The organism is Lysinibacillus contaminans (genome assembly GCF_001278945.1).
In the GTDB taxonomy this organism is placed as follows: Bacteria; Bacillota; Bacilli; order Bacillales_A; family Planococcaceae; genus Lysinibacillus; species Lysinibacillus contaminans.
In genome coordinates, this window is record NZ_LGRV01000002.1 from 26,570 (window position 1) to 52,270 (window position 25,701).

Sequence of the window (25,701 nt, forward strand, 5' to 3'; positions counted from 1 at the left end):
AGCGTAAAGCATGGCCCTCATTCTTTTAACATGTATTTGCGGATTAGACTTGTATCATTAATGATATTTTTAAAAAAACAGGGTTTTACTTCAAGTGTTAAGTAATAATTACTAACAATTAGAATACACTCTACGTAAAATTTCTGTTATCTTGTGCTCTTTCCGTTTTCAAATAGAAAAAGACAGTTAGTATACTTCCAAAATTGCGTTAGTGATTAACATCAAGTATGTATGTTTTAGTATGTTTGTTGATAGAGATTGTGGCATACTTAAAATATATACAGGTTTTTAATAGGAGGTACCTTCACTTTGAGTCAATTAACAAAAGCTTCTTTAATCTGCGGGGGCGGTTCCATGATCATTCTCGTATCAATACTAATTAATTTACAATTTTACATACAAATACTATTACTTCTTGTTGGTCTCGCCATCAGTGTCTATGGTGTTTTACTCCTTGTAAAAATGATTTCAGATCCCTCAGACAAGGCATCTGAAATACTGGTAGAGCAGGCATCAGTAACAACACAAAAAAAGAAAAACCGACCTACCTCAACATTATAAGATATACAAAAAGGGATTAGATTTTGTAGTGAACAAAATCTAATCCCTTCCTCTATTTAATACACTTTTTCTACGATTAAAACAGTCAGCAAATTACCCTCGTCTAGCTCCACGACCACCACGTTTTGATTCTGTGGCGCGTTTTAGCGTTGTAAGGCGTTCATCGCTATCTTTTAAGAAACGTGCCATTTTTTGCTCAAAATTTTCTTTAGGTTGATTACGGTCATTACGATCATTTGAGCGATTATCACGGCGTGGTCGTTGCGGACGCTCTGGTCTCTCAGCTTGAGGCTTTGCTTTACGGATTGAAAGACCAATCTTTCCGTCCGCTTCAACATTCATCACTTTTACTTCTACAACATCTCCAACTTTTAGATGTTCGTTAATGTCTTTTACATAATTGTCAGCAACTTCACTAATATGCACCAATCCTGTTTTGCCATCTGGAAGCTCAACGAATGCTCCAAAATTTGTGATTCCTGTTACTTTACCTTGTACCTTGCTGCCTACTTCAATTGACATAAAAAAAATGCTCCTCCTTAAAAATTAAGCGACCTTTCTAGGCCATGTAATCAATTTGATGAAACTGTTTGTTACAATAGGTTTCTCTTTTCATTATATATAACAAAAAAAGAGTGTCAACAATACGTAGCTTTTCAGTCGTCTTTTTTATCTTCTTTTTCTGGGATAACAAAAATAATCTCGTCTTCCTCTGATAAGAAATACTCTTTGCGTAATACCTTTGCGATGTATTCGTCATCTTCTAATTGTTTAATTTGAAGATTTAACATTTCTTGTTGCTCTTTCAACTCAGTTAATTGCTGTTCAACCTCTGCTTTTTTCTTTTCGTTTACTACTAATGTCTCCTTTTGATGAGCAAGTACATTTAAAAGAATACCGATAACAATGACTGGGACGACCGCAAAAAAGACAATACGGCGCATTTTACGTTTCCGTGATTGAACTTTATGATTCGTAGCTTTATCAGCGTTACGGACATAGTCATTATCAAGTTTTGTGTAGTTTTGCCGGTCATCTTTTGATGAATGACGTTTCGTCATGTCCGCACCTCCGAAATTATTCCTGTCTTTTATTATACTTTATATATCGAATTTTTTTAGAAAAAGTGTACACCAAATACGAATAAATTTTGACAAAAGGTCTTACGAGAAGAGCCCCTATATAGATAATAATTTGTAGAATACGTCGAATAATGGCGATTATTAATCGTACAATAAACCAAATGGGCTTCCATATTATATTCACCAAAAAACGGGCAATGAAACGTAAAACCCGCTGAAAAAATAGTTGATATAAAAATATCCCTAAAATCTGTGCTAGCGGGTCATAAGCCCGCCATGCACCATTTTTCAACCAGAATAATAAATAATACGTCATGCCTCCGAGCGCGATCCATGTTAGTAACTCTACGAACATCATCCACTTTCGGAGGCGTGATTGTTTGGGTGTAGAAAATACAACTAGTCTTACACTATCAATGATAAATCCGACTGCAACACCGCTCGTAATCATGACCAGCAGCTGAAAAAATTGCTCGCTGACAATCATCCAAACAGTTTATGAAGGAAACCTTTCGAGAAGCCATTTTCCTCTTCATCATATTGCAAGGTTTTTACGGTTCCTTCGAGCGTTAGTAAACCCTTGTCCACATCTAAATGAACGATATGCAGTGACTCACCACGAATTAACAAATGCCCTTGGGACGTCTTAATAAAAAACTCTTCTTGATCAAAACGTTCAATTGATTTTACAGAAGTCATGTCCATTCTTTTACGATTACGAATCGTCAGAATATGTTCCCCAGATGGAATTGTGTAACGATTACTTTCTTGATGTAGCGTCATTTTCTTCCTCCTTTAGTCGTCCTAGCTTCTGTTCACTTTATGCGGACAACCTAAAAAGCATGACAACTTTTTAAAGTCAACACACTTTTATCGGAAAGAAAATTAATCTTCGTCATCGATAAATGCAGGTTCTATCTTTTCAAGACGTTCTTCCTTTAAAATCGTAAACATCTTTATAGCATCTTCTTTTTTCACAGTATCACGTAATTCTTCCACACGTGCAGTGACAATTTTTTGCCCGAAACGAATTGCTAGCTCGTCTCCCACTTTCACTGCACTACTTGCTTTAGCTACTTTTTCATTAATTGTAATACGTCCTTGATCTGCTACTTCTTTTGCCAATGTACGGCGTTTAATTAATCGAGAAACTTTTAAAAATTTATCTAATCGCATAGTATTACTCCTTCTCCAATTTCTTTGCTTCATCCCAGAAAGCATCTAATTGTTCAAATGTATAGTCTGAAAACGGCTTGCCGCTCGCCTTAACTTTCTCTTCTACATAGCCAAAACGACGTGCAAATTTTTCGTTGGCATGTAGCATCGCCTCTTCTGGTGACAGTTTATAGAAGCGTGCTAGATTCACAAGTGTAAATAGGACATCGCCGAATTCATCGAGACGCGACTCATTAGAACCTTTCGTCACCTCATCTCGGAATTCCTGCCATTCCTCTGCAAACTTGTCCCATGCGCCTGCAACATCTGGCCAGTCAAATCCTACCTTGGCAGCACGCTTTTGATAATTATAAGCAGTTTGTAAAGAAGAAGACGCTCTATATTCTTCCACTAATAAAGGCTTATCAATCGTTCCTTTTTCCTCTGCTTTAATCGCTTCCCAGTTTGCTACAACTTCGTCTGCATCCTCTACTGAGACGTCGCTAAATACATGCGGATGGCGGCGGATCATTTTTTCACTAATTGACGCAAGAACATCCTCTAAGGTGAAGTAGCCTTGATCCTCACCAATTTGTGCGTTTAAGAACACTTGTAATAAGACATCACCAAGCTCTTCAATCATTGCAAAATCATCTTCTGCATCAACAGCAGCTAGATATTCGTGCGCTTCCTCAAGTAAATATTTTTTCAATGACTCATGTGTTTGCTTTTGATCCCAAGGGCAGCCATTAGGGCCACGTAATGTCGCGATAATTTGACGGAAAGTTGCCCAATCACGTAGCGCTTCTTCTTGTGATTTCACCGGCGGTACATAAATAGTCGTTAAATTATCTACTTCTACACTTTGGTCTAACTCATAAAGTGGTACTGTTATTATTTTTTCTTGCGACGAGCCCGCTGCTGTTACGACCGTCACCGGATATTCATCATCGTATTTTTCCATTAACGTAAGTTTTACCTCAGAAGCGCTAAATGTATCGTATACTTGTGCAATTAAAATGTGCTGACGCATATTTATATCATGCATATTAAAGCTTGTTCCATCTAGCAATTGAAACCCTTCGATTGGATCAATTTTTAACGCACCGAAAATTGGATCAAGAAAGCTTTGTCCACCTTCAATGACTAAGTTTATCTTCCCTGCTTCTGAAGCAGCGATAAGTAGTTGCACCGTTTGCTCCGCAACTAAAGGATGCCCGGGAACAGCGTACATCACATTTTCAGTAGCTGCTGCTTCGATAAGCTTATGCGCAATTTCCTCATACACAGGTTGGAATGTTCCGTGTTTTTCATATACAGCATCAAAACTTTCAAACTGTAAGCCTTCAGCTGCTAGTTCGTTTAGTACTGGGTGATCCACAGTACGAACATATAATTTTTTTGAAGCTTTTAATTTTTTATATACACCCATTTGTAACTGGTCGAAATCACCAGCACCAAGGCCAATTATTGTTAATGTATTCACTATGTCCACCTACTTCTTTCGATTTAACCATAATTGATAAACAGCCATTCTTCGCCCAAGCGGTAGTAAATACCACTCTTTTTCCGCAAGCACACGCAGTTTTGCGATGGTGGTAATCATCACAATAGCACCAATACTAACAGCACTTAGACCTGCTATAACTGCCACCATGCGAGCAGATAAAAAATCACTCAGTAGCGCAGGTATAAATTGTAACCATACTATTACGACAATAGTCATACTAAATGACGCAATTCCTACTTTTTTATAAAAACTAACAGGAGCTAGTTGTATATTTGTGATTTTTTTCAAATAGTAAACAAGTGCCATTGCCGAGATAAATAGACCGACGTTATTCGCAATCGCGGCTCCCAACACACCAAATGGACCTACCATAACCACATTTAATATTACTTTTATGATAAAGCCAATGAATAAAATAAGTGCTGGCTTTTTCAATTTTCCGTAGCCTTGCAAAATCGCTGTAAATGTCAAAATAATCGACAACGGCACAATTTGTAGAACATACAGCATGAGTACTTCCGTTAGTGTGTCTGTTTTAAAAAGCATTGCATTAATGTACGGCATGACAAGCACTAAACCCAGTGATGCGGCCCAACCAAATAATATGGATGTTCTGTACGTTAATTGAATGAATGGAACCGCATTACGCCCACTATTTTTCTTTGACATATGTGCAACAAGCGGCACAATTGCAAGTGATAATGAAGAGGCAATAATGATTCCTAGTTGTACTAATGGCTGTCCGCGATCATAAACGCCCTTCGTTTCCTTTGCTAACGTTTCATTCATACCATTTTCTATTAATAACGAATATACCGTGAAAGAATCGACCAACTGATAACTAAGAAGTAACAAACTACTCATACTAACACTTAAGCTCAGTAGCGTTACTTCTTTTAAAATCGGCAAACTAGAAAGTTGTTTTTTCTGCTTATCAGCAAATATTCCAAAATGTTTTTTATATAAATACGCTAATAACAAGAAACCTATAATTTCGCCAATAACCGTACCTGCAATTGCCATTCTTCCCGCGCCGTACAACGATTTAGTCGTTGCCATGACGATAAATGTCCCCGCTAAAATAACACAGACTCTCACTGCCTGCTCGAGCACTTGTGCATAAGCAATCGGCCCCATTAAACCTCGAGATTGGAATCCACCCTTTAAAACGGCCAATGCTGGCATGACGAGTACGATAAACGCCCCTGTTCGTAAAAGTGGTGCGAGTTTTACATCTCCCATCATTAGTGCAAACATGTCCGCTCCGCCAAATAATAGGGCAAAAAATAGTAACGATAGTACCGTCAAATAGCGAAAAACGATACGTAAAATGGCACTTCTCTGCTGTTCGCGCTTCTCTTTATCCAACAATAAATCATTATCTGCAAGCATTTTAGAAATAGCTACTGCAAAGCCACCTGATGTCCATACAACAAAAATAGCAATGAATGGATACACTTGTTGGTATATATAAAAGCCTTCATCTCCAACTAAGTTTTGAAAAGGTACACGATAAATGGCACTTAATACTTTTACAATTAATGCTGCAATTGTTAGAAGTGCAGCGCCCTTCATATAACTTTTCATGTCAAAACGTTCAGACATAAATCGTCCTCTTTCCTTAATTTACAATGCCATTAGTATAGCATATCTTAAAAACATGAAGAACTCGTTTCCAACTCATTTCTAAGTATCATCATTATGTACAAATAAAAAAAGTTATTGTACGGCCTTTGCGGTCATTCCAATAACTTTCAATATGCTATGCTATGTTATTCCATTTGTTTTGATAAGAAATTAGCGGCTGTTTCGACAACCTTAACCTCTACTTCACCAACAAAATGAACTTTTGATAGAACAATAATACAACCAATCGGATCGCCGTTCGCAATAATCGGCGCCACACAATAAGATTTTACTTGCTCAGATTGCCCTGGCACGATTTCAATTGTCGTTTCTGTTTTTTCAATAGTTGTAACACGTTCTTCCATAAAACCTTCTGCAAAAGATGTAATACGACGTCCAATGTATTCTTTTTTACCGATCCCAGATATAGCGATTACTTCATCACGGTCAGTAATGATCGCTGGTGTCCCGAGCGTCTCGTACAATGTTTCTACATATTCTTTTGCAAATTCACCTAGATCATTAATCGGTGAATATTTTTTTAGAATAATTTCCCCTTCACGAGCCGTATATATTTCTAACGGATCGCCTTCTCGAATACGTAGCGTCCTGCGAATCTCTTTCGGAATAACTACACGTCCTAAATCATCAATACGACGAACAATTCCTGTTGCTTTCATGTATGCTGCCTCGCTTTCGAATTCATCAAAATTTTTCTTCAACAATAGTATGGTTTTTATAAAGACAATCTATGCAAAAAAGGGTTTTGAATCCAACATTTTTTTAAAACATAGTAATTTGTCTATTTATACAATAAGTCTGCCCTAATTAATTTGTCAATAAATAAGGCTTTTATCATGATTATTTTTTAGAATTTGTAATTATTATCATTATTTCTTCTAAAACATCAAAAACTTGGTATTTTCCACATTTACGTTCATCAATTGTTAAAATTAACTGCATACCGTCCATACCAAAACCGACAGCCCGCTCGAATTTCATTGTTTCTGTTACAATTTTACTGCCATCTACTTTTGCAGTACCCTCTTCGGACAACAGAATCGAAATGACTTTTTGCTTTTCTTTTATCGAAATAACGCCCATCTCTAAGCCCCAAACCTTCATGCGTGCGATACGTAATAAGCGCTCTGTTTCAATCGGCAAATCACCAAAACGATCTTGTAGTTCTTCCATAATTTCATTGTAATCATCGACTTGATCCATGGCCTTAATACGCTTGTACATTTGAATTTTCTGGTATCCGTCTGGGATATATGCATCCGGAATATATGCATCAACATTGAGTAAAATTTCAATATCTGGCTTATCCTCTTTTTTCACACCTGTTTGACGCTCCGCAATTGCTTCTTCAAGCATTTGTGAATATAAATCAAAGCCAACTGAATCAATAAACCCATGTTGCTGTGCACCAAGTAAATTTCCGGCACCACGAATCGATAAGTCACGCATTGCAATTTTAAAGCCGGACCCAAGCTCTGTAAATTCTTTAATTGCTTGTAAACGCTGCTCTGCCACATCCGTTAGCACCTTATCACGCTGATACATAAAATACGCATATGCAACTCGATTTGAACGCCCAACACGGCCACGTAATTGATAGAGCTGCGCTAGTCCCATACGGTCCGCGTCTTGCACAATCAGCGTATTGACATTTGGAATGTCCACGCCCGTTTCAATAATTGTCGTCGTAACAAGTACATCATAATCGCCCTCTAAAAATGCTAAAATCACTGATTCTAATTCAGATTCAGTCATTTTTCCATGCGCATGTCCGATACGTGCTTCTGGTACCAACATCTGTATTTCATCCACTTTACGTGCCATATCTTCTACGCGGTTATATAAGTAAAACACTTGTCCTCCACGAGCCATCTCACGCTCAATGGCTTCCCGTACTAATGCCCCGCTATGCTCCATCACATAAGTTTGTACTGGGAAACGATTTGCAGGTGGTGTTTCAATAACCGATAAATCGCGTACACCAACCATTGACATATGAAGCGTTCTCGGAATCGGTGTTGCTGTCAGCGTTAACACATCAACATTTGTTTTTAACTGTTTAATTTTTTCTTTATGCGTTACACCAAAACGTTGCTCTTCATCAACAATGAGTAACCCAAGGTCTTGGAAAATTAAATCTTTAGATAAAATTCGATGTGTCCCAATAACAATATCAATTTGACCTTCTTTTAAACCTTTTAACGTCGCTGTCTGCTCTTTTTTAGAACGGAAACGAGATAATACACCAACATTAATCGCAAAGTCTTGGAAGCGCTCTCGAATGGTTTCATAGTGTTGTTGCGCTAGAATTGTTGTCGGCACAAGAAATGCAACTTGCTTCCCATCTTGAATGGCTTTGAATGCGGCACGTATTGCAACCTCTGTTTTACCGTAACCTACGTCACCGCACACGAGACGGTCCATTGGACGCGCTCGTTCCATATCACGCTTGACTTCAATAATAGAACGTAATTGATCCTCTGTCTCCTCATACGCGAAAGACGCCTCAAAAGTACGTTGGTCGTCATTATCTGGCGCAAAGGCATGTCCTATTTCCGCCTCACGCTTCGCATAAAGTTTAATAAGATCATCTGCAATATCCTGAACAGCTGACGATACCTTCGCCTTTGCCTTTTTCCACTCTGCACCCCCGAGCTTATGCAGCTTCGGCTCACGGTCTTCAGATGCTACATATTTTTGAATTAAATCAATTTGCTCAACTGGGACATATAATTTATCGTCTGCACGGTAGCGAATATGCAAGTAATCCTTATGCGTGCCGTTTACTTCTAAAGTTTCGACTCCAATGTATTTCCCTATTCCATGATGCACATGGACAACATAATCACCAGGTTTAATCTCCGTATAACTTTTAATGCGTTCAGCATTGGTCATCTTTTGCGGTCGTGCTTTTTTCTTCGCTTGCTGTTTAAATAGCTCGTCCTCCGTAACAACCGCCATACGTTGTAATGGTAGCTCAAAGCCATTTGAAATTCCGCCATCTACAATAAAGATACCCGGCTCTGTCGGCTCGCCGATCGTTGCACGTATATCATAGTCCTCTAGCATTTGTTGCACACGTGCCATGCGTTCTTTGCCTCTTGCAACAATAAGAACTGTAAATTTCCCCATTTGCCAACGTTCAATTTCACTTTGTAGAAGTGCCATCTGTCCATGAAATTGTTGCATCGGTTTACATGAGAAATTCGTCGCTTTTTTAAATGTCACTCCTGAAAATGTACGAGAAAATAGTGAGAAGAATAATTTTTGTTGTGACATCATCGCCAAAATTTCTTTTAAAGAGAAGGCTGGTTTCACAGCATGTACAATTTTCCCCTCTTCAATAAGCGATAAAAACCACTCGTCTTCTTCACGTTCCCATGCATCCATAATTTCTTGTATACGCCCAAGCTCATCAAATAACACAAGGCCATCTTTTGCAAAATAATCGCCTAAAAACGCCGTTTTTTCATATAAAAGCGAACCATATTTATTCACATAATCAGGTACATTACCCTGCTGTAACATGTCAATATCATACTGAATATTTTGATAAAGAAGCTCCTTTGTCTCCTGCTTTTTCACCTTTTTTAAGCTCTCCGCTAATGCCGCTTCTAACCGAGTAGCTAACGCAGCCCGCTCTTCCTTTGTTAAAATCACTTCAGATGCAGGTAAAATACGCACCGTTTGTAATTTATCGATTGAACGCTGGTCATCTGCAGAAAACGTACGAATCGAATCTACTTCTGTATCAAATAACTCCAAACGAATTGGTGCCTCTAAATACGGCGGATAAATATCTAAAATGCCTCCGCGCAGTGCAAATTCACCTGGTGTTGTCACCATCGAATTTCGCACATACCCCATTGCCACTAATGTTTGCAACCATTTTTCAACTTCAATTTCCTCGCCAACTGCTGTCTGTAAAAAGTATTGCGTCCAATGTTCTTTTGGTGGCATCATTTTACGTAATCCTGCGATAGGAATAACATAAACAGCAAGCTCTCCTCTTGCTAAACTATCAAGTGTTGCAATACGTTCAGCACGAAGCTCTGGTGAAGCTATAGATAAATCTGCCGCAATAAATTCATCAGCCGGATAATAATGTACATATTCTTCGCCTAATAAACCAGCAAGCTCATCCACCATTTTTTGCGCCTGTAATAAATTCGAAGACACAATATAGATTGGTTTTTTCACGTATTCAAATAACGCATCCACCAAAACTGGGCGTGCACTTCCGGTTAATCCTGTTATAAGCTGAGACATTGTCTGTCCGCTCTGAATCTCCTGCAAAAATGATGTAATATGTTTGTCCTGCGACACTAATTGTCGTAAAACTTCCATCGCTAAACGCCCCTTTCAAAACACAAAAATCTTTTTATTTTTCTCTAATTACTACTACTCTATAACAATAATGCTAGTTTTATTTCCCTATTTTAGAAACGGAAAAAGCTTTGGACGCATACATTCTACGCCAAAGCATCCTTCTCAATTATTGTAGCCATTTATTTAATGCATGATAATCTGGATATTGTCTAAGCGAATCTTCACACTGCTCACAAATGCAGTGTACTGTCGTGTGGCCATGCTGATCTTTTTCAATATAGTCATCTGCCTCACCCACTTCGAAAATATGCAACTTTCGAATTGTATCATCTGCATCAAATGGTAGCGTCCCAATTTCTACTTCACAATGACGACATCGATAGCGAACTGACATCTCCAAATCATCCTCCTTTAAGCAACTCACTACTTAAAGTATAGGCATTTGCTTGAAAAATTATGCACCTTTCAATTACGCTAATAGGTAATTACAGCTGACATCTCGCTTTCTCACAGATAAACATTGCGTCTAGATTTTTAATTGTGCTTGCACAATTATCATCTTCCAAAATACAGGACATCTCTAGAAGATCTTAAAGGTGATCAGTTAGCATCGAAACACTTACTAACTACCGTTAAATTGATTCATAACTTCTAGAAACGGCGTTGATAGCGATGTTTCTACAGCATTTACACTCTTATCAATTGCATCACCTATAACTACCTGTTCTTCTTTTGAAAATTTCGATAGTACATAATCCGCTACTTTCATACCAGCGGGTGGACGATTCACCCCGACACGAATACGATTAAATTCTTGTGTGCCTAAATGGTGAATTAAAGACTTAATACCATTATGCCCACCCGCGCTACCTTTTTGACGCAAACGTAATTTACCTGTTTCTAAATCTAAATCATCATAAATGACAATTAAATCTTCCACATCAATATCGAAATAATCCATTAACGGACCAACACACTCACCCGATAAATTCATATATGTTAAAGGTTTAACAAGTAGAACCTTTCCTTCAGGGCGATGGACCGTTGCGTACATCCCATTAAATTTCGAATTCGTTAATGGTGCATCCCATTTTTTTGCTAATGCATCAATTACATCAAAGCCAATATTATGACGTGTATGTTCATAGGGTTTCCCCGGGTTTCCCAAACCAACGATAATTTTCATAAGTACCTCGCTTTTTAGCCTAATAGTAGTTATTTTACCATATGCATGGCTTAGAAATACATTGCGTTGATTTAATACATAAAGAAAAGTCATCCCTATCAGGAATGACTTCTCTTATTATCTATCTTCAGGTTCTGTTTTTTTAGATGCTAAATCCTGTTCCTCATTATCCGTATCTTCCGCTAATACACTTTCGGCTGTCGTTTCTAAGTCTGCCTTACTAATTGGTGTAGTCACAGTAACTAATGTATAGTCATCTTCATTTAAAATTTCAAATCCTATCTTATCACGAATGTTTATTACGCTTAATGAATCACCAATAGCTAGTGTGGAAATATCCACTTCGATTGATTCTGGAATTTCAGATGGATTCACTTTAATTTTCAATTCTCGGTTTGGTTGCATTAATACGCCCCCATCCTTTACTCCAACTGACTCTCCTTTAAATGTAACAGGCACCTCTGTTTCTAATGCTTCTGACATATCAATTGCGAGAAAGTCTAAATGCTTATAACCGTTCTTTAATGCACATCTTTGGACCTCTGTTAACATTGCATTTACTTTTTTGCCACCTAACTGCAATTCAAATACGCCATTTTGACCAAATTGTTGCAGATAACGTGCGAGCTCTCTTTCTGGAACCGCAATAGCTGTAGCCTCTAGATTATAGCCGTATATAATGGCCGGGATTTGCCCTCCGTTTCTAAGTTGGGTTAAATTAGAATGCTTCCCGGTTTCACGCTTTGTGGCTGTTAGTCCTGTAGTCATTTATCATGTCCCCTTCCAAGAAAATTATTACATTATTTTATTTTCCCTTTTTTATAATTCTTTAAACAAAAAAGCTATCGAAGAAGTCACTTTCGACTTCTTTGATAGCCATTATATATATTATTAATCTAATGCTTCGATGCTACTAGCAATTTCTTCAACTGCAGATACAATTGGTGCCGTGATTGTTACTAAGGTATGGTCATCTTCACTAATAATTTCAAAATTAACACTCTCTCGAATATCAGCTACTATAATGGACTCACCAATTGCTAGTTTAGTAATATTAACTTCAATTGTTTCTGGGATTTCAGTCGGATTTACCTTTATTTTCATCTCCAAGTTCGGTTGCATTAATATGCCGCCTTTACTTACTCCAACTGACTCTCCAACAATTGACACAGTCACATCTACTTCTAGCTCTTCAGACATATTAATTGTTAAAAAATCAATGTGGTTTACTTCATCTTTCAATGAGCATTGCTGTACTTCAGACACAACCACATTTATCCTTTCACCATCTAACTCAATTGGTAACAAACCATTACGTCCATTTTTTTGAACGTATTTTTTGAATTCTTTTGCTGAAATAGAAATTGGGGTTGAATCTATTTTGTAGCCGTAAATTACCGCTGGAATGGCTCCCCCTTTTCTAAGTTGGGTTAATGTCGAACGATGCCCAGCTTCGCGCCTCTTAACACTTAAGACTGTACTCATATCTATACCTTCCCCTTCCAAGAAAAAATAAGTAACAATTACTATTATACCCTTTAATACAATATTTTACATACAACAGACCAATTAAAAGGACGAATCTACTCGAAAATGTAGATTCGTCCTTAATTTGTCATATATTTAGCTAACTAATATTAATCGAATAAAGTACTTACAGATTTGTTTTCGTATACGCGAGAAATAGCATCAGCCATTAATTTTGCTACTGAAAGTTCAATTATTTTAGGAGACTTTTTATCATCTGAAAGTTGAATTGTATTTGTCACAACTAATTCCTTAATTGCTGAGTTATTAATACGATCGATTGCTGGCCCTGATAATACTGGGTGAGAACAGCAAGCGTAAACTTCTTTCGCACCTGCAGCACGTAGAGCATCAGCGCCGATTGTAATTGTACCAGCAGTATCAATAATATCATCAATTAAGATTGCCACTTTACCATCAACATTACCAACGATGTTCATAACTTCTGCAACGTTTGGTTTTGGACGTCGTTTGTCAATAATTGCAATTGGTGCTTTTAAGCGTTCAGCCATTTTACGAGCACGTGTTACACCACCATGGTCAGGAGACACAACAACAATATCTTCTGTTGGGATGTTTTTAGATTGGAAGTACTCTGAAAGTAAAGGTACCGCCATTAAGTGGTCGATTAAAATGTCGAAGAAGCCTTGAATTTGTGGTGCGTGTAAATCAAGTACGATGACACGAGTTGCACCAGCAGTTTCAAGTAAGTTTGCTACTAGTTTAGCTGTAATTGGCTCACGTGCTTTCGCTTTACGGTCTTGACGAGCATAACCATAATATGGCATTACAACATTGACTGTACGAGCAGATGCACGTTTCACTGCATCTATCATAATTAAAAGTTCCATTAAATGTTCGTTTACAGGTGCAGAAGTAGACTGCACGATAAACACATCACAACCTCGAATACTTTCTTCAATGCTAATTTGAACCTCTCCATCGCTGAAGTGTTTAACAGAAGATTTACCTAATTCAACACCCATTTCTTGCGCAATTTCTTGTGCAAGAGGGTTATTAGAGTTAAGTGAGAATATTTTTAATTGTGAGTTAGCATATTGATACGGCATGATGGCCTCCTGTTTAGTTGTTAATTATTTTGAATTCAGTTTACTTACATAATTTGGCTTGTTTTCTTGTCTTGCACGTGCAATTGCCAGTGCATCTTCAGGAACTTCTTTTGTAATTGTAGAACCTGCTGCAATGAATGAACCTTTACCAACCTTCACTGGCGCTACTAGATTGGTGTTACATCCTACAAAAACATCATCTTCAATAATTGTTTGGAACTTGTTTTTACCATCGTAGTTCACAGTTATTGAACCACAACCGATATTGACGTTGTTTCCTACTTCAGCGTCACCAATATAGCTTAAATGTGATACTTTCGTGTCATCACCTAACGTACTCTTCTTCACTTCCACAAAATTACCGATTTTTACGTGACTACCGATATCTGAAAGTGGGCGGATATTTGCAAATGGTCCAATTGCTGTATCATCCGCAATAGCGCTTTCACGCACTACAGACGAATGTATAGATGTACGATCACCGATACGACTATCTATAATTTGTGTACTTGGTCCGATGAAGCAATCTTCACCAATGACTGTAAGTCCTTCAATCATAGATCCTGGTTGAATAACAGTATCGCGGCCAATAACTGCATCTGCGCTAATATACGTGGCATTCGGATTTATGATTGTGACACCATTGCGCATATGTCTTTCATTAATACGCGCGCGCATTAACGCCTCTGCTTGTGATAAAGCAACACGATCATTTACGCCAAGTGTCTCTTCAAAATCTTCAGTTACATAAGCTTCAACAATCTCACCTTGTTTTTGAAGAAGTTCAATGACATCTGGCAAGTAATACTCACCTTGTGCATTGTCATTTTTCACAAGTTTTAAAGTTTCAAATAACGCTTTGTTATCAAAACAATACGTACCTGTATTAATTTCAGTGACTAATTGCTGTTTTGCAGTTGCATCTTTTTGCTCAACAATTTGTTCAACCTGACCATTTTCACCGCGTAAAATGCGACCATAGCCAGTTGGATTTTCTGCAATAGCTGTTAAAATAGTAGCTTTCGCATTTTTTGCTTGATGATGCTCAAACAAGGCTTGCATTGTCTCAGGGCGAATTAAGGGCGTATCTCCACATACAACTAATGTTGTACCATCTTCGCTACCTAAGATTGCTTCCGCTTGTTGTACGGCATGTGCCGTGCCTAGCTGCTCTGCTTGTAAAACATATTCGCTTTTATTGCCAAGTTGCTCTTGTACTGTTTCTGCACCATGTCCGACAACCGTTACAATACGATTAACATCTAACGTTTGAATGTGGTCGACAACATGTTGTACCATTGGTTTCCCACATACCGGATGGAGCACTTTATATAATTTGGACTTCATACGTGTGCCTTGACCTGCAGCCAAAATGACAGCAAAAATTTTGCTCATCTGTAAGTCCTCCAATACGCTCATTTTCTCTTTAGACTATATAGCAAAATCCATCTATTTTCAAGGCATTCAGACTTGACAAAACAATGAAATCACCATAAATCCGCTTCATACTTGAAACTTATTATGTATGCACAAAATTTTCTCTTTCACGATTTTTTCACATAATAAAAAGAACTCTACAAATTGTTGAAGAGTTCTTATTTTTTACCATTTCAAACTATGTTGAAAACATTTAATGGAATATCCATTAATGAACCTATACGCCTACTTCTTCTAGCTCAATCACTTCATCATTGTCTTGTGAATTATGATAAGCCGTTAAAATAATGTCTTGAATTTTATTACGAGTTGTTGAATTGATTGGATGTGCAATATCTCTAAACTCTCCATCTGGAGTACGTTTACTAGGCATCGCTACAAACAATCCTGTGTTCCCATCAATCACACGAATATCATGAACAACAAATTCATTATCGAGTGTAATGGAAGCAATAGCACGCATGCGGCCATCTGTTTGTACACGACGTAATCTTACATCAGTAACTTCCATTTTCTCACCACCTCTCATCTTAGATGCCTTAGTGAAAATATAATATTCTACAATTACCGAATATTTACTTTTTTATAGTCTATCAAATTTTCTAAAAAATTTGAATACTTCATTTTTAATTTACTAGATTATTTTCTCTATTTTACGTAAAATTTGACAATTATTTGTCACTTCTTCTTTACCATACGAACAAATGCGCGAAAGTAAACGTTCCACCACTTTCGTACGAGGAATCAAAGCAACCTAGAGGATGTTACACTTTGACTTAGACTACTACTTTACCTAAAGAAAAAATCAATAGTTTCTTTTACAATAAAAAAGACTACTGAAAGAGTATTGAACTCCTTTAGTAGTCTTTTCTTTTACTATTTTACAACCGCTAGTACTTCAATTTCTATTTTCACATCTTTTGGTAGACGTGCTACTTCTACTGCAGATCGAGCAGGTTTATGCTGACTAAAATGACTAGCATATACTTCATTCATTGCAACAAAATCATTCATATCCTTCATAAATACTGTTGTTTTCACAACATTATCTAATGATGAGCCAGCAGCTTCTAACACTGCTTTTAAGTTAGCAAATACTTGGTGAGTTTGTACGACGATATCGCCGTCTACTAATTCGCCTGTTGCTGTTAGTGGAATTTGACCTGAACTATAAAACATACCATTCACAATTATACCTTGTGAATAGGGTCCGATTGCTGCTGGGGCATTCGTTGTAGCTACTACATTCATTTGTCATTTCTCCCTTTTTGAAAAATAATTGCCTTCACTTAATGCAATAGTACGGTCTTTTTCGTTGACCTCACGAAGCTTTACAAGTGAATAATAATCATCTACTAATGTTTCATCTGCATGTTCCGCTTCCACGAGTACTGCAATACCTGCAAGCTCACAATCAAATTCTTCTAGTAGATTTTTCATGCCGTTCATCGTACCGCCAACTTTCATAAAGTCATCAGTGATTAACACACGTTGTCCACTTTTCATGCTTCTTTTTGATAATACCATTGTCTGAATTCTTCGTGAAGAACCAGATACATAATTAATGCTGACTGTAGAGCCTTCTGTTACTTTGCTATCTCTACGCACAACGACAACAGGTACATTTAAATGTCTCGCAATCGCATGTGCAATTGAGATACCTTTTGTAGCTACTGTCATAATGACATCAATTTGTTGGCCAGCAAATGCAGAAGCAAATACTTTTCCTACACGGTTAATTAAATCTGGATTACCCAGTAAATCTGTCATAAATAAATAGCCACCAGGTAATAGTCGATCAGAATGTCCTAACTCTGTCATTAAATTCTGAATGACTAATCGAACTTCTTGCTCGGACATCTTAGGGATATATTTCACTCCCCCTGCAGCGCCCGGTACTGTCACCAATAACCCGATTCCTTTTTCTTCGAAAGTTTCTTTTACAATCGTTAAATCTTCACTAATTGAAGACTTTGCAGATTGATATAGTTCTGAAAAATAAGTTAGCGGGATCAGCTGATGTGGATGTTCTAGTAAATAATACGTCATATCCACTAGGCGTTCACTACGTTTCCATTTCATGCGACCCTCTCCTAAACACGAATATTTATAGGTAAAACTAACACAATTATGCGCCTTTAAGCAAGCGGATTACGTTCTCCTAAAATGCGCACAGCATATACTTCTTCACAAAAACCTCGTAATCCATTATAAATACGACTGACACGAGCTTCGCTATCCACAAGACCAAACACGGTTGGACCACTTCCACTCATTAGTGTTGCGTCTGCACCAAAGCGTCTCATTTGTTCCTTCAGCATAACAACTTCTGGATGCAAATCAAATGTTACAGTTTCTAAAACATTTCCTAGTGAAGTACATAATAGCTCATAGTCCTCTGTTTCAATCGCACGAATCATTTGTTTGGTATCTGGATGCTTTAGACCTTCTACCTTTAAGCCTCCATATACTTCAGCAGTTGAGACGCCAATTTTGGGCTTTGCTAAAACAACCCAACAATTTGGGGGAGCAGGTAATTCTTGAATTTTTTCTCCACGTCCGGTTGCAAGTGCCGTTCCACCGTATACACAAAACGAAACATCTGAACCAATCTTGGAACCAAGCTCAGCTAATTCATCCGTTGATAAATTCAAATCCCATAGTTCATTCAAACCTTTTAGTGTAGCAGCTGCATCACTACTACCACCTGCAAGTCCAGCTGCAATAGGAATCTCCTTTTCAATCAAGATGGATACACCTTGTCCAATGCCATATGTATCTTTTATAAGACGCGCTGCTTGATAAGCAAAGTTACGATGATCATTTGGCACAAAACGATCCGCTGAGATAATTTTAATGTCACCATCTTCTCTTGATTCCAACCCAATTCGATCAGCCAAATCAACAGTCGTCATCACCATCTCTACCTCATGATAATTATCTGGTCTTTTATAAAGTACATCTAAAGTTAAATTAATTTTCGCAGGCGCCTTTACATAAAGCATCTTACTTCCTCCTTTTACCTACACGCATAAACAGCCGTACATTTTGCGCATCATCATTCAGTTTATTTTACCATAATGATAAAGCTACCACCGAAAAAAAGAACCGTTTACCTATTTCGGTAAGACGGCTCCTTTCCAATGTCGGTTGTTTGTTGTGTACACTAAAAGTTAAAAGCCTTCTTTCTCAAAAAGAGTGGACTATTCATTACGCTTTGCAAGTTCACCATTCGCTTGCTCAGCCATCTGTATGGCACGTTTCACCATATTACCGGCATCTCTAGCTTTAATGCCGCCCCAGCCTTCTCTTTCCACAACATCATAAAATCCAAGTTCTTTTGCTATCTCTTCTTTTAAACGAGGTGACATGATACTTTTTTTAGCCATGTTAACTCCTCCTTTAACAACCGACGAAATTAGTATGTCCGGCAAAATTAAAAACACTCATGTATTTTTTCCCATACATGAGTGTTGCACCATATAAAAATAAGTACTAGAAACTATTTTGCGATAGCAGCTTGCACTTCATCTAAAAAAGTAATCTCTACTGCTTCAGTTAAAATATCTGTGTAGCTGTATGATACCCGCTTGCACGTATCATCTTCCTGATCGAGCTCAACAACGAATATCGCACGATATGTTTCACGCAATGTCCCTGCACACTCAATCGTTTTCTTTCGACCACCGTTTGCTTTTAACTGCAAACGTTTGCCCAAATGACAATCCAACGACTTTTTAATGTCCGCTAACGTTTTTGGCATTTTCGCTTACACCTCACTATATATCAGTATAAACTACACGACCAAAAAAGTCAACAAAATATAATATTTTATCAGCCAACAATAAATATTGTCAACTTATTTCGCATAAAAAATATTTTTTTTTTTAAAGTTACGTAATTGTTACTTTGAGAAGGTTGGATGTAAGGCATCTGCCAATTTTCCAAACTCCTGAATAGAAAGGGTCTCTCCTCGACGTGTCGGTTCAATATTAGCCATCTCTAGTGCTTCCAAAATTTTATCTTTATTTGCTTTGCCATTTTGTAAACCTGTTTGCAAATTATTTAAAATTGTTTTACGACGCTGAGCAAATGAAGCGCGCGTCACAACAAATAGGAAATCTTCATCAATGACCTTCACTGGTGGTTCATCGTGCTTAATAAGACGAATCACTGCCGAATCTACATTTGGTTGTGGCATAAAAACCGTTTTCGGGACAACCATGGCTATGTCAGCCTTTACATAATATTGAATGGCAATTGATAATGAACCGTATGCCTTTGTCCCTGGTTTCGCTGTAATACGATCTGCTACTTCTTTTTGCATCATTACTACAAATCCACGAATTGGGAGCCGATCATTTAATAATTTCATTAAAATCGGTGTCGTTACATAATATGGGAGGTTTGCTACAACCATAATATCTTCGATACCCGGCATTTCTTCTTTGATTACCTTTTCTACATCTGCTTTTAAAATATCTGAATGCACAACTTTCACATTATCATATGGACTTAGTGTATCCTCTAACACTGGTAATAAACGTTGGTCAATTTCAAATGATACGACCTTTTTAGCGCCACGTGCTAAATGTTCTGTCAACGCACCAATCCCTGGACCAACCTCAATTGCCCCACTGTTTTCTGTTAAGTTCGCGTGACTCACAATATTACGTAAAATATTTGGATCGATTAAAAAGTTTTGTCCTAAGCTCTTTTTGAACGAAAAGCCATACTTCTTTAAGATTTCCTGTGTACGAATAGGTGTTGCTATATCTTTATACATTCTTTTCCTCCTGATCTAACAATGCAACAGCCTCTCCAAATTGCTGTTCTGTTATTTGAAACATTTTCAATCTCTTATGAAGCTGTTTGCCGTTTGTAGCACCAATATTCAAAATCTCGCCTAGCTGATCGCGCCGTACTTTTGACTGTGGATAACCAATTAAACGTGCTGTCATTAAATCTTCTAGTGTAATGTCATCTTCAATTGGTTTTGCTTCATTTGGCGTATAGACTTGGCGGAGTGCTTCACGAATATCTTCATCAGCTGCATGCTCAATACCTAAACCTTTGCCGTTTTTTGCAATAGTTTTCTCCTTCGGTAAAAATGCATGCTTCACACCCTGAATACGTTGTTCAATAATTGCACGAATACGACGCCCTGGATAATCAGGATCTGTAAAAACAATAACGCCTCTTTTATCTTGTGCATGTTGTATTCGGCGTAAAGTTTCTTCAGAAATGGCTGATCCATTTGTTTCAATTGTATCTGCATGAACAGCTCTTTTAATGGCTGTTGTATCATCTTTTCCTTCAACCACGATAACTTCTTTTATTTGCAAAGAGGCTCCTCTTTTCTTCCCTATCTTCTGACCATTTTACAACTGTCATTTATGATTATACAGAAATACTAAGCGGCTTGCATTTTTGACTTTGGTTATTTAACAAGAAAAAGCTTTCCCGCAAGTCAATACGGGAAAGCAAAGAATTGTTTAGTCACACTTCAATATTAATAAACATACAACAAACGCATGTTTATATTTAACATTAATTTCAATTTAATACTTTAATGCGCACTTTTTTTCTACCCCAATTACGTGCTTGGGCATCTGATTGTACAAGTATATCAATTTTATTACCTTTTATTGCGCCGCCAGTATCTCCAGCAATTGCTGTGCCATAACCTTCGACCCACACTTTTGAGCCTAGCTTAATAACAGATGGATCAACAGCAATAACTTTTAGCCCCGAATTTGCACGCAAATCGATACCAGTAGCTGAAGTTCCCGAACAACCATCACAATATGGTGTGTAGGCTGTCGCAGTTACATAAAACTCCTTACCACTAGTCGGCTCTGAACCACGTGATACAGTCGGTGCACTCGCAACGACAGATTTTGTGCCAACTGCAACAACTTGCTTCGTAGGCTCTTTAATCACTTTTTCAGATTGTAGATTTTTCGCCACAATCTCACCGTTTTCTTTTACGACTTCATACGTACGAGAAATAGCACCCTTGCTGCCCGCTGTTATAACTTTTTCTTTTCCTTTTAGCAAAGAAGAATCTTGTTTCTTTTCAATTGCGAAATCTAACGATTCTTCCACTACATCGATAACCTTTTCTACGCGAACGACTGCGATTTTACTCTCTGGAGTGATAACTTCCTCCAGGTTATTCTCGACACGATCAAATTCATTTAATTGAATTCCCTGTTGTTTTAAAAAGTTAGCGACCGTAGTCGAAGTGGACCAAACTTGTCTCTTTTCTTTACCATCGACAAGCGTTACCTGAAACGCTTTTTGAATATCGATTTTGTTATCGGCTCCTATTTTTGCATCTAAGCTTTGCACTACTTTATCATGCTCAGATACTTCAATATTGGCCTCTTTCAAAATGTCCTTCACTAGATTTTCAGTTGTCCATACTTTTGACTGATTTTCGTCAACTGAAATGGTTACTTCTTTTGCCTGTTCCCATGTAATTGCTGTTCCATTAGCAATTTTGGTACTCAGAGAGGGTGTTAATACGTCATGCTCTGCTACGTCTATATTATGATCTATTAGAAGTTCTTCTACAGTTTTGGCATGTGTTGATATTTCTGTTACTTCACCGTTCGCCTCAAGCGTGACGGTCTTTTTGGTTCCTTCAAAAAGAACGAATGAAATTACTGAAACAAACAGGACAAGTGAAATAATTCTTATCACCGTTTGCTTACTCCTCAATGATTCTAAGAACAAGTTTTTCATGGAATTATTTGACATGAAAAAACGCCTCCTTAATACAAGGTTGGATTATACGGACTAGTTTTGGCACTGTCAACCGGAATGTATCCTTTGGAAAATTAACTGAGCTTTTTTAAGTTCCCCTAAACCCAGTATTAGAGGCATCTTAACTAGCTAAAAGTCAATCCCAAAAAAAGTTTTTGCATTGGTTGTTGTTGCGTGTGCAACTTCCTCAGTTGAAAGTCCTTTTAGACGTGCAATTTCTTCTGCCACTAATGGCACTAATCCTGGTTCATTCCGCTTTCCTCGATGTGGATGTGGCGCTAGGTATGGGGCATCTGTTTCAATCATCAGGTGCTCTAAAGGAATCTGCTTGGCAACCTCTTTCGGCATACGTGCATTTTTAAATGTCACGGGGCCACCTAAACTAATCATGAAATTCATCTCAATACATTCACGTGCTGTCTCAACACTGCCACTATAGCAATGCATCACACCACCTACTGTCGCCGCATTTTCTTCACGTAAAATTCGCACGACATCAGCTGTTGCATCTCGATTATGAATAATTATTGGCAAGTTCACCTTTTGCGCTAAATGAATTTGTTTGCGAAATAGCTCCTGCTGAACATCTTTTGGCGACTTATCCCAATAATAATCGAGTCCAGTTTCTCCGATCCCTACTATTTTCGGATGTACTGTTAATCCCTCTATCCACTTCAAATCTTCTTCCGTACAATCAATTGCATCTACTGGATGCCAGCCGATAACACCATAAATAAAGTCATATTCCTCGATTAACTCCATTGTTCTCACAATTGTTTTACGGTCAAATCCTACAACTACCATTGTTTCTACTTTTGCTTGAAGTGCTCTATCAATAACTTCTTGTAGATCCTCTTCATACTGGTCTGCATTTAAATGTACGTGTGTATCTATGAACATAGTCATTCCCCTATCGTCGATTGTATTAGAAATTATTATTACATATCTTTCGTAAATGTTACATTTTCATTACAAAAAAATTCCCATCGTGAGAATAAGCTCAGTTAAAATGAACTTTTCAGGTACAATATACCTAAAAAACCCTTAAAAATTTGCCACATTAATTATATTGATATAATTTTGTATTCATTTTCAATAGAAGTTGAAAAGCCTGCTGAACTTTTTATGTTCAACAGGCCTCTCTCTATTTTTTCTTACTTAACTTTTGCGCCATTTTCAAGTTGCTGATCCACAGAAGCTAACTTTAAAATACCATCTTTTTCACCAGCTAAAATCATTCCTTGTGATAACTCACCACGAAGTTTGACTGGTTTTAGGTTTGTTACAACGATAACTTTTTGGCCTACTAATTCTTCCGCAGAATAGAACTTTGCAATACCTGAAACTACTTGGCGCTGTTCATATCCAAGGTCCACTTGCAACTTTAATAATTTGTCTGCTTTCGGCATTGCTTCGCATGCTGTAACCGTTGCAACACGCAGGTCAACTTTCATAAAATCATCAATTGAAATTTCTGGTGTATTTGGAATTTCAACAACCGCTTGTTCTTCTTTCAATTCTTCTTCTTGAGAAGTTTTTACTGAGCCACGCATTTCATCACGGATATAAGAAATTTCAATTTCGCTATCCAAACGAGGGAAAATAGGCGTACCTTTTTCTACCACTTTCGTATTTAGTGGAATAGTATTTCCGAATGTTTCAATTGTTTCCCATGCTAAAAATCTCTCATCTAGCCCTAGTTGCTCAATAATTCGTTTGGGTGTTACTGTCATAAATGGTTGTAACATAACTGCAATCTGATGTAAACTTTCTGCTAAATTTCGCATAACAGAGGCTAATTTAGGTTTGTCAGCTTCATCTTTCGCAAGTACCCAAGGTTGTGTCTCATCAATGTATTTATTTGTACGAGAAACTAATGTCCATAGCTCTGCTAATACGACACTAAATTGCATTTTTTCCATACTTTCTTCATATTTAATACGCACAGATTCTGCTTGTACTTTTAAAGCTGCATCGAATTCTGTAGCTTGAAGATTTTCAGCAGGAATAATACCGTCGAAATATTTGTTAATCATAGAAATTGAACGATTTAATAAGTTCCCTAAATCATTAGCTAAATCGAAGTTTGTACGCTCTACAAATGATTCTGGTGAAAATACGCCGTCAGAGCCAAATGGAAGTTCTCGTAATAAGAAATATCGTGTCGCATCTAAGCCATAACGCTCGATTAACATCTCTGGATAGACAACATTACCTTTAGATTTAGACATTTTACCGTCTTTCATCATTATAAAGCCATGAGCAAAGACTTTTTTCGGTAACGGTAAATCAAGTGCCATTAAGAAGATCGGCCAGTAAATTGTATGGAAGCGAACAATATCTTTTCCGACAACTTGTACATCTGCTGGCCAGAATTTATTGAATGACGTTTCATCGTCTGAAAGATAACCTAAAGACGTAATATAGTTCGTTAATGCATCCACCCACACATAAATGACGTGTCTTGCATCTCCAGGTACTTTAATGCCCCAATCAAATGAAGTACGTGAGACAGATAAGTCTTCGAGCCCCGGTTTAATGAAGTTATTAATCATTTCGTTTTTACGCGATTCAGGTTCGATGAATTCTGGATGCTCTTCATAATAAGCTAATAGACGATCTGCGTATTTCTTCATATTAAAGAAGTACGACTCTTCTTTTACTTTGTGTACAGGACGACCGCAGTCTGGACAGTTCCCATCTACTAATTGTGTTTCTGTAAAGAATGACTCACAAGGTGTACAATACCAGCCTTCATACTCACCTTTATAAATATCACCGTTATCTAAAAATTTCTGAAAAATCTTTTCAACAGTTGCTTTATGGCGCTTTTCTGTCGTCTGGATAAAATCGTCATATGAAATATCCATTAATGACCATAATTTTTTCGCAGCATCTGCTATCTCATTTACATATTCTTGTGGATGTTTGCCAGACTCTGCTGCTTTCTCTTGAATTTTTTGTCCATGCTCGTCCATACCTGTTAAAAAGCGTACATCGTAGCCACGTAAACGCTTATATCGCGCAATCGTATCAGATGCTACAGTTGTATACGCTGTACCGATATGAAATTTTCCACTTGGATAGTAAATCGGGGTTGTTATATAGAATGTTTTGTTTTGTTCGTTCACAAGTACGGCCTCCATTGTTTCACAATATATTATCTATTCTATAGAAGTACGAAATTCGTTTCAATGAAAGTTTCTTAAATGCGAAAATTGTCGAATTATACACAACCCATATAATTACTTTTAACTATACCTTAAGGACTGTATATTAATTTTCATAGTAAAAAACTTATAAAATATGAGAAAAAACTGTATTTTTCTCATATAATTTTGTATAATTAATTTTAGTGAAGTACTAATTAATTGACGTATATGGCATTACTTGGTATGATAACTATCAGACAAAGAATTTATGTCG

General features: G+C 37.4%; 27 protein-coding genes. 1 reads left to right on the plus strand and 26 read right to left on the minus strand.

The genetic code is table 11. The features are described 5' to 3' along the window. Positions 1–309 precede the first annotated feature (309 nt). A complete protein-coding gene (locus tag AEA09_RS02270) occupies positions 310–561 on the plus strand; it encodes a hypothetical protein (protein ID WP_053582317.1) in 252 nt (83 codons plus the stop codon). A gap of 93 nt (positions 562–654) precedes the next feature. Here the strand turns inward: AEA09_RS02270 and AEA09_RS02275 are convergent, their stop codons facing one another. From AEA09_RS02275 to metG, 26 genes are all read right to left on the minus strand, one after another. Further along, a complete protein-coding gene (locus AEA09_RS02275; protein WP_053582318.1) occupies positions 655–1,083 on the minus strand; it encodes a S1 domain-containing RNA-binding protein in 429 nt (142 codons plus the stop codon). A 134-nt stretch (positions 1,084–1,217) separates the two neighbouring features. Next, on the minus strand, positions 1,218–1,622 hold the full coding sequence (locus AEA09_RS02280; protein WP_053582319.1) for an FtsB family cell division protein: 405 nt from the start codon (positions 1,620–1,622) through the stop codon (positions 1,218–1,220). Between the two features lie 16 nt (positions 1,623–1,638). Beyond that, the gene (gene yabQ / locus AEA09_RS02285) at positions 1,639–2,130 is read right to left on the minus strand and encodes a spore cortex biosynthesis protein YabQ (protein WP_053582320.1); all 492 of its coding nucleotides are present in this window, start codon (positions 2,128–2,130) and stop codon (positions 1,639–1,641) included. After that, positions 2,127–2,426 carry a sporulation protein YabP gene (gene yabP, locus AEA09_RS02290; RefSeq protein ID WP_053582321.1) on the minus strand — a complete coding sequence of 100 codons (300 nt, stop codon included), beginning with the start codon at positions 2,424–2,426 and terminating at the stop codon, positions 2,127–2,129. The genes yabQ and yabP overlap by 4 nt, the downstream gene beginning before the upstream one ends. A 102-nt stretch (positions 2,427–2,528) precedes the next feature. Continuing rightward, on the minus strand, positions 2,529–2,819 hold the full coding sequence (locus AEA09_RS02295) for an RNA-binding S4 domain-containing protein (protein ID WP_053582322.1): 291 nt from the start codon (positions 2,817–2,819) through the stop codon (positions 2,529–2,531). A gap of 4 nt (positions 2,820–2,823) precedes the next feature. Continuing rightward, entirely contained in the window at positions 2,824–4,284 is a 1,461-nt protein-coding gene (gene yabN, locus AEA09_RS02300) for a bifunctional methyltransferase/pyrophosphohydrolase YabN (protein WP_053582323.1), read from the minus strand. 9 nt (positions 4,285–4,293) lie between these two features. Further along, complete coding sequence (locus tag AEA09_RS02305; RefSeq protein ID WP_053582324.1) at positions 4,294–5,913, minus strand: putative polysaccharide biosynthesis protein; 1,620 nt, start codon at positions 5,911–5,913, stop codon at positions 4,294–4,296. A 167-nt stretch (positions 5,914–6,080) separates the two neighbouring features. Beyond that, positions 6,081–6,614, minus strand: coding sequence for a stage V sporulation protein T (gene spoVT, locus AEA09_RS02310; RefSeq protein WP_053582325.1), 534 nt, complete (start codon positions 6,612–6,614; stop codon positions 6,081–6,083). A 181-nt stretch (positions 6,615–6,795) separates the two neighbouring features. Beyond that, complete coding sequence (gene mfd, locus AEA09_RS02315) at positions 6,796–10,302, minus strand: transcription-repair coupling factor (protein ID WP_053582326.1); 3,507 nt, start codon at positions 10,300–10,302, stop codon at positions 6,796–6,798. 148 nt (positions 10,303–10,450) lie between these two features. After that, the gene (locus AEA09_RS02320; RefSeq protein WP_053582327.1) at positions 10,451–10,678 is read right to left on the minus strand and encodes an anti-sigma-F factor Fin; all 228 of its coding nucleotides are present in this window, start codon (positions 10,676–10,678) and stop codon (positions 10,451–10,453) included. Between the two features lie 228 nt (positions 10,679–10,906). Then, on the minus strand, positions 10,907–11,470 hold the full coding sequence (pth, locus tag AEA09_RS02325) for an aminoacyl-tRNA hydrolase (protein WP_053582328.1): 564 nt from the start codon (positions 11,468–11,470) through the stop codon (positions 10,907–10,909). 117 nt (positions 11,471–11,587) lie between these two features. Next, positions 11,588–12,238 carry a 50S ribosomal protein L25/general stress protein Ctc gene (locus AEA09_RS02330; RefSeq protein WP_053582329.1) on the minus strand — a complete coding sequence of 217 codons (651 nt, stop codon included), beginning with the start codon at positions 12,236–12,238 and terminating at the stop codon, positions 11,588–11,590. Between the two features lie 123 nt (positions 12,239–12,361). Next, the gene (locus AEA09_RS02335) at positions 12,362–12,955 is read right to left on the minus strand and encodes a 50S ribosomal protein L25/general stress protein Ctc (RefSeq protein ID WP_053582330.1); all 594 of its coding nucleotides are present in this window, start codon (positions 12,953–12,955) and stop codon (positions 12,362–12,364) included. 152 nt (positions 12,956–13,107) lie between these two features. Then, on the minus strand, positions 13,108–14,067 hold the full coding sequence (locus AEA09_RS02340; RefSeq protein WP_053582331.1) for a ribose-phosphate diphosphokinase: 960 nt from the start codon (positions 14,065–14,067) through the stop codon (positions 13,108–13,110). 24 nt (positions 14,068–14,091) lie between these two features. After that, a complete protein-coding gene (glmU, locus tag AEA09_RS02345; protein WP_053582332.1) occupies positions 14,092–15,462 on the minus strand; it encodes a bifunctional UDP-N-acetylglucosamine diphosphorylase/glucosamine-1-phosphate N-acetyltransferase GlmU in 1,371 nt (456 codons plus the stop codon). 259 nt (positions 15,463–15,721) lie between these two features. Next, on the minus strand, positions 15,722–16,015 hold the full coding sequence (spoVG, locus tag AEA09_RS02350; protein ID WP_053582333.1) for a septation regulator SpoVG: 294 nt from the start codon (positions 16,013–16,015) through the stop codon (positions 15,722–15,724). Between the two features lie 365 nt (positions 16,016–16,380). Next, a complete protein-coding gene (locus AEA09_RS02355) occupies positions 16,381–16,755 on the minus strand; it encodes a RidA family protein (protein WP_053582334.1) in 375 nt (124 codons plus the stop codon). A 3-nt stretch (positions 16,756–16,758) separates the two neighbouring features. Next, on the minus strand, positions 16,759–17,586 hold the full coding sequence (gene purR, locus AEA09_RS02360) for a pur operon repressor (RefSeq protein WP_053582335.1): 828 nt from the start codon (positions 17,584–17,586) through the stop codon (positions 16,759–16,761). Positions 17,587–17,642: 56 nt separating this feature from the next. Beyond that, positions 17,643–18,509: a 4-(cytidine 5'-diphospho)-2-C-methyl-D-erythritol kinase gene (ispE, locus tag AEA09_RS02365; protein WP_053582336.1), complete on the minus strand. Its 867-nt coding sequence runs from the start codon at positions 18,507–18,509 to the stop codon at positions 17,643–17,645. A gap of 198 nt (positions 18,510–18,707) precedes the next feature. Next, positions 18,708–18,893 carry a small, acid-soluble spore protein, alpha/beta type gene (locus AEA09_RS02370; RefSeq protein WP_053582337.1) on the minus strand — a complete coding sequence of 62 codons (186 nt, stop codon included), beginning with the start codon at positions 18,891–18,893 and terminating at the stop codon, positions 18,708–18,710. Between the two features lie 113 nt (positions 18,894–19,006). Beyond that, positions 19,007–19,267: a biofilm formation stimulator Veg gene (gene veg, locus AEA09_RS02375; RefSeq protein ID WP_053582338.1), complete on the minus strand. Its 261-nt coding sequence runs from the start codon at positions 19,265–19,267 to the stop codon at positions 19,007–19,009. Between the two features lie 141 nt (positions 19,268–19,408). Then, the gene (gene rsmA / locus AEA09_RS02380; protein ID WP_053582339.1) at positions 19,409–20,290 is read right to left on the minus strand and encodes a 16S rRNA (adenine(1518)-N(6)/adenine(1519)-N(6))-dimethyltransferase RsmA; all 882 of its coding nucleotides are present in this window, start codon (positions 20,288–20,290) and stop codon (positions 19,409–19,411) included. Further along, positions 20,283–20,849 (minus strand): ribonuclease M5, encoded by a 567-nt coding sequence (gene rnmV / locus AEA09_RS02385; protein ID WP_053582340.1) that lies wholly within the window; start codon positions 20,847–20,849, stop codon positions 20,283–20,285. The genes rsmA and rnmV overlap by 8 nt, the downstream gene beginning before the upstream one ends. 211 nt (positions 20,850–21,060) lie before the next feature. After that, on the minus strand, positions 21,061–22,269 hold the full coding sequence (locus tag AEA09_RS02390; protein ID WP_053582341.1) for a resuscitation-promoting factor: 1,209 nt from the start codon (positions 22,267–22,269) through the stop codon (positions 21,061–21,063). Positions 22,270–22,404: 135 nt separating this feature from the next. Next, entirely contained in the window at positions 22,405–23,175 is a 771-nt protein-coding gene (locus AEA09_RS02395; RefSeq protein ID WP_053582342.1) for a TatD family hydrolase, read from the minus strand. A gap of 254 nt (positions 23,176–23,429) precedes the next feature. Next, a complete protein-coding gene (gene metG, locus AEA09_RS02400; RefSeq protein WP_425411968.1) occupies positions 23,430–25,421 on the minus strand; it encodes a methionine--tRNA ligase in 1,992 nt (663 codons plus the stop codon). Between the last annotated feature and the right edge of the window lie 280 nt (positions 25,422–25,701).

Bases quoted from the DNA above. Each gene is read 5' to 3' on its own strand.
- AEA09_RS02275 (WP_053582318.1), bottom strand. From the start codon at position 1,083: ATGTCAATTGAAGTAGGCAGCAAGGTACAAGGTAAAGTAACAGGAATC.
- AEA09_RS02280 (WP_053582319.1), bottom strand. From the start codon at position 1,622: ATGACGAAACGTCATTCATCAAAAGATGACCGGCAAAACTACACAAAA.
- yabQ (WP_053582320.1), bottom strand. From the start codon at position 2,130: ATGATTGTCAGCGAGCAATTTTTTCAGCTGCTGGTCATGATTACGAGC.
- yabP (WP_053582321.1), bottom strand. From the start codon at position 2,426: ATGACGCTACATCAAGAAAGTAATCGTTACACAATTCCATCTGGGGAA.
- AEA09_RS02295 (WP_053582322.1), bottom strand. From the start codon at position 2,819: ATGCGATTAGATAAATTTTTAAAAGTTTCTCGATTAATTAAACGCCGT.
- AEA09_RS02305 (WP_053582324.1), bottom strand. From the start codon at position 5,913: ATGTCTGAACGTTTTGACATGAAAAGTTATATGAAGGGCGCTGCACTT.
- spoVT (WP_053582325.1), bottom strand. From the start codon at position 6,614: ATGAAAGCAACAGGAATTGTTCGTCGTATTGATGATTTAGGACGTGTA.
- mfd (WP_053582326.1), bottom strand. From the start codon at position 10,302: ATGGAAGTTTTACGACAATTAGTGTCGCAGGACAAACATATTACATCA.
- AEA09_RS02320 (WP_053582327.1), bottom strand. From the start codon at position 10,678: ATGTCAGTTCGCTATCGATGTCGTCATTGTGAAGTAGAAATTGGGACG.
- pth (WP_053582328.1), bottom strand. From the start codon at position 11,470: ATGAAAATTATCGTTGGTTTGGGAAACCCGGGGAAACCCTATGAACAT.
- AEA09_RS02330 (WP_053582329.1), bottom strand. From the start codon at position 12,238: ATGACTACAGGACTAACAGCCACAAAGCGTGAAACCGGGAAGCATTCT.
- AEA09_RS02335 (WP_053582330.1), bottom strand. From the start codon at position 12,955: ATGAGTACAGTCTTAAGTGTTAAGAGGCGCGAAGCTGGGCATCGTTCG.
- AEA09_RS02340 (WP_053582331.1), bottom strand. From the start codon at position 14,067: ATGCCGTATCAATATGCTAACTCACAATTAAAAATATTCTCACTTAAC.
- glmU (WP_053582332.1), bottom strand. From the start codon at position 15,462: ATGAGCAAAATTTTTGCTGTCATTTTGGCTGCAGGTCAAGGCACACGT.
- spoVG (WP_053582333.1), bottom strand. From the start codon at position 16,015: ATGGAAGTTACTGATGTAAGATTACGTCGTGTACAAACAGATGGCCGC.
- AEA09_RS02355 (WP_053582334.1), bottom strand. From the start codon at position 16,755: ATGAATGTAGTAGCTACAACGAATGCCCCAGCAGCAATCGGACCCTAT.
- purR (WP_053582335.1), bottom strand. From the start codon at position 17,586: ATGAAATGGAAACGTAGTGAACGCCTAGTGGATATGACGTATTATTTA.
- ispE (WP_053582336.1), bottom strand. From the start codon at position 18,509: ATGCTTTATGTAAAGGCGCCTGCGAAAATTAATTTAACTTTAGATGTA.
- AEA09_RS02370 (WP_053582337.1), bottom strand. From the start codon at position 18,893: ATGGCTAAAAAAAGTATCATGTCACCTCGTTTAAAAGAAGAGATAGCA.
- veg (WP_053582338.1), bottom strand. From the start codon at position 19,267: ATGCCAAAAACGTTAGCGGACATTAAAAAGTCGTTGGATTGTCATTTG.
- rsmA (WP_053582339.1), bottom strand. From the start codon at position 20,290: ATGTATAAAGATATAGCAACACCTATTCGTACACAGGAAATCTTAAAG.
- AEA09_RS02390 (WP_053582341.1), bottom strand. From the start codon at position 22,269: ATGTCAAATAATTCCATGAAAAACTTGTTCTTAGAATCATTGAGGAGT.
- AEA09_RS02395 (WP_053582342.1), bottom strand. From the start codon at position 23,175: ATGTTCATAGATACACACGTACATTTAAATGCAGACCAGTATGAAGAG.
- metG (WP_425411968.1), bottom strand. From the start codon at position 25,421: ATGGAGGCCGTACTTGTGAACGAACAAAACAAAACATTCTATATAACA.